The organism is Catalinimonas alkaloidigena (assembly GCF_900100765.1).
GTDB classification, from domain to species: Bacteria; Bacteroidota; Bacteroidia; order Cytophagales; family Flexibacteraceae; genus Mooreia; species Mooreia alkaloidigena.
The window spans coordinates 1-3,455 of record NZ_FNFO01000031.1 but is presented as its reverse complement, the minus strand read 5'-3'; the positions used below and the strand labels follow the sequence as shown (position 1 = coordinate 3,455).

General features: G+C 59.7%; 4 protein-coding genes. All 4 read left to right on the top strand.

Annotation, left to right across the window (positions count from 1 at the left end; genetic code table 11):
- Positions 1-410 (top strand): hypothetical protein (locus BLR44_RS28395; RefSeq protein WP_218127218.1); only part of this gene is annotated, 410 nt, incomplete at its 5' end.
- 209 nt (positions 411-619) lie between these two features.
- Positions 620-1,423, top strand: a complete 804-nt coding sequence (locus BLR44_RS28390) for an MbnP family protein (RefSeq protein WP_143017539.1) — start codon at positions 620-622, stop codon at positions 1,421-1,423.
- Between the two features lie 50 nt (positions 1,424-1,473).
- Complete coding sequence (locus BLR44_RS28385; protein WP_089688884.1) at positions 1,474-2,490, top strand: cytochrome-c peroxidase; 1,017 nt, start codon at positions 1,474-1,476, stop codon at positions 2,488-2,490.
- A gap of 42 nt (positions 2,491-2,532) precedes the next feature.
- The coding region (locus tag BLR44_RS28380; protein ID WP_143017538.1) for a hypothetical protein at positions 2,533-3,455 on the top strand (923 nt) is incomplete at its 3' end.

The window sequence follows — 3,455 nt, the reverse complement described above, 5'->3', positions numbered from 1 at the left end:
GCCCGGGGCTGCTCTATATTTGCGGCTCCGGGAAGTCTCTTCCGATGAAGCAACTCTTCACCATATCCCTGCTCTTTTTCTACATCGTGGCGATGCTCCGTCCGGTTGCGCCGTACATCGACTACTATGCCCGGCAGGACTATATCAAAGCGTTTCTCTGCATCAACCGCGACCAACCCGCTCTGGGTTGTAACGGGCACTGCTACCTTCAGAAGCAAATCGAAAAGCAACAGCAGCAGGACCAGCAGCACGCCCCTCGCGTCAAGTTCGAAGATTACCCCATCGGGTGGGTGAGCCTGATTTCGCTCCAGTTCGCGGCTGCGCCTTCGGAGCTGACCCACTGTGCCTTCTACCGATTCGCCCTGATCCCGGCCACACCGGCCTCTGTATTCCATCCCCCGAAAGGATAGCGCTTCTTTTTCTTTCCTGTCACGTGCCGAGCCGCAGCAACCGCATGGGCTGTTTGCGCCTGCGTCTATAAGCGCGGCCAACCTGCCTGTGGCGGGCCATTCTGGTACGTGTGTCCTTTCCTGATTCAACGGGTGTAGTGTGCCGGCGCGCATCCCGCGTAAGCACCTGCACCGCCTTTCTCACACCTTTCTCTTTCATTTTTAACAATATGAAAACGATTCTTTGTTGCGCTACCCTTTTGCTTTTTGCGGGTGTATTTACCGCCTGTGATAAAAAACACGATGACCCGACCGAAGCCACCGGCCAGTTGATCCTCGAATTCGACAACCGGGTGGGGACCGACAACCTTACGCTCCACACGACCGACCAACCTTACCAGAACGCGCTGGGCCAGTCGTTCAACGTGTCCACGCTCAAGTACTACATCAGCAACATCCGGCTGAAAACCGCCGACGGGCAGGTGTTTGAAGATGCCATAAGCGCCGACGGCGCGGAGGGGTATTATCTGATCGACGAAGCGAAGTCCGACTCCCGGATGGTGACCCTGACGGACGTGCCGGTGGGCGATTATACGGAGCTGACGTTTACGCTCGGCGTGGATGCCAACCGCGTGGACCAGGGGGCGCAGACCGGCGCGCTGGACGTAGCCAACAACATGTTCTGGAGTTGGAACATGGGGTACGTCTTTCTGATGATGGAGGGCGCTTCGGCCGCTTCGCCGGAAGACGACGGAGAAATCGGGTACCACGTGGGCGGTTACAAAACCGACACCAGCAACCCCAACCTGGTCGATAATCTGAAAGAAATCACCCTTTCGTTCAACGGCAACCCGGCCACCGTGCGGGAGAACGTACGGCCCGAAGCGCATCTCTATGTCGATGTGCTGGAGTTTTTCAAGACGCCGACCACGGTCGATTTTTCCGTCAATCCGCACCGCCACAGTCCGGCGTCCTGCGCGGACATTGCAGACAACTACGTCGACGCGTTTTCGGTCAATCACATCCACAACTAACGGAAGCCGGCCGGGCGGCAGCACGCTGCCCGGCCGCTTTGCTGAAGCTGATGAGAAGCTGGTTCGTGATAGGAGCAGTGGTGCTGGCAGGTTGCCGCGGCGGGACCGAAGTCCCTGAACCCCAGGGCACCCGGTTCGTAGCGCCCGCACATTTCCCGCCGGTTACCTACACCTTCGCACGCAACCCCGTGACCGAAGCGGGATTTCAACTGGGCAGGATGCTGTTCTACGACCCCATTTTGTCGCGCGACAGCACGGTGTCGTGCGCCTCGTGCCATTTGCAGGCCAAAGCGTTTACCGATCCGATCCACCGCCTGAGCGTTGGCGTGGACGACCGCCGGGGCACCCGCAATGCGCCGGCCATCCAGAATCTGGCGTTTCGGGAACATTTTTTCTGGGACGGGGGCGTGGGGCACGTCGATTTTATTTCGGTCAATCCGATCGAAAACGAAGTGGAGATGGACGAGGCCATGGGACGGGTGGTGCAGAAGCTCCGCCGCCATGCGGACTATGTAGCGCGTTTTCGGCGCGCGTTCGGGACCGATTCGCTCGACTCCCGGCAGGTGCTGCACGCGCTGAGCCAGTTTATGGTGATGCTGGTCTCGGCCGATGCCCCGTACGACCGGGCGATGCGGGGCGAAGCTCTGCTTACGACTACGGAAGCGGCCGGACAACGCTTGTTTCTGCAAGCCTGCGGCAGCTGCCATCCGCCGCCGCTGTTTACCGACGATGCGTTCCGGAACAACGGCCTGGACACCGATTTTGCGGGCGATCCGGGGCGGGCGCGCATCACCGAGCTACCCGAAGACCGGGGGAAATTCCACGTGCCGAGCCTGCGGAATGTGGCTCTGACGGCACCCTACATGCACGACGGCCGGTTTTCGACGCTGGACGACGTGCTGGACCACTACGGAAGGGGCATCCGGGCTTCACCGACGCTCGATCCTCTTTTGCACGCCGGAGGCACGGCACTGACCGCGGAAGAGCGGCAGCAACTGCTAGCTTTTCTGCACACATTTACCGACCGCACGTTCACGCACGATGCGCGCTTTGCCGACCCGTTTTAGGAACGAGCGGCTCATTTTATCACGGTTTTGACTATCGACGTTATGAAAAATAAATCTCTTTACTGCGTTGGGCTGTTGTGGCTGCTCGTCAGTCTGCCGGCCTCGGCCTGTGAGGTATGCGGCTGCGCCCTGGGGGGCAACAGCTACGGCATTTTGCCGCAGTTCAATACCAACTTTGTGGGTCTCCGCTGGCGACAGAGCCGGTTCTATGCCGAAATGAACCACCCGGGCGAAGCACGGGAATTCTCGCACGATACCTACAACCAACTGGAGCTGTGGGGCCGGGTGTACCTGACCCGGCGGTGGCAGGTGTTTGCGTTTGTGCCCTATGCGGTCAACCACATGGCAGGCACCGAACAAAACGTGACCACCGCCGGGCTGGGCGACGCGTCGGCGGTGGTGAACTACACCGTGCTGAAAACTCCCGACAGCGCCGCAACAACCTGGCGCCACGTGCTGATGGTGGGGGCGGGCGTCAAAGTACCGACGGGCCATTTCCGGCAGGAAGACAAAGGTCTGTTGCTCAACCCGAATTTTCAGCGTGGCACCGGCAGCGTCGACGGACTGGCTTCAGCAGTCTATACCGTGCGGTACGGGCGGGTGGGATTGAACCTGGACGCCAGCTACAAATTCAACACCGCAAACCCGCAGCAATACCGATTCGGCAACCAGGGGAATGCTTCGGCCCAGGTATTCTACTGGCACACCTGGAAAGGCACCGAAATTTCGCTGCTGCCCAACGCGGGCCTCTATTACGAAGCCGCCCGCCGTCACACCGACGAGGGATTTCTTCAAGCCAATACCGGAGGGAAAGCCTGTTTGTTCAGCGTGGGGCTGGAAACGTACGTACGGCGCTTCACGCTGGGCGTCGGGTACAAAACGCCGGTCTGGCAGCGCTTCAACAGCGAGGACATGATCGAATTGCGGTCTGACGGGCGGACGTCTCTCAGCCTGACCTATAATTT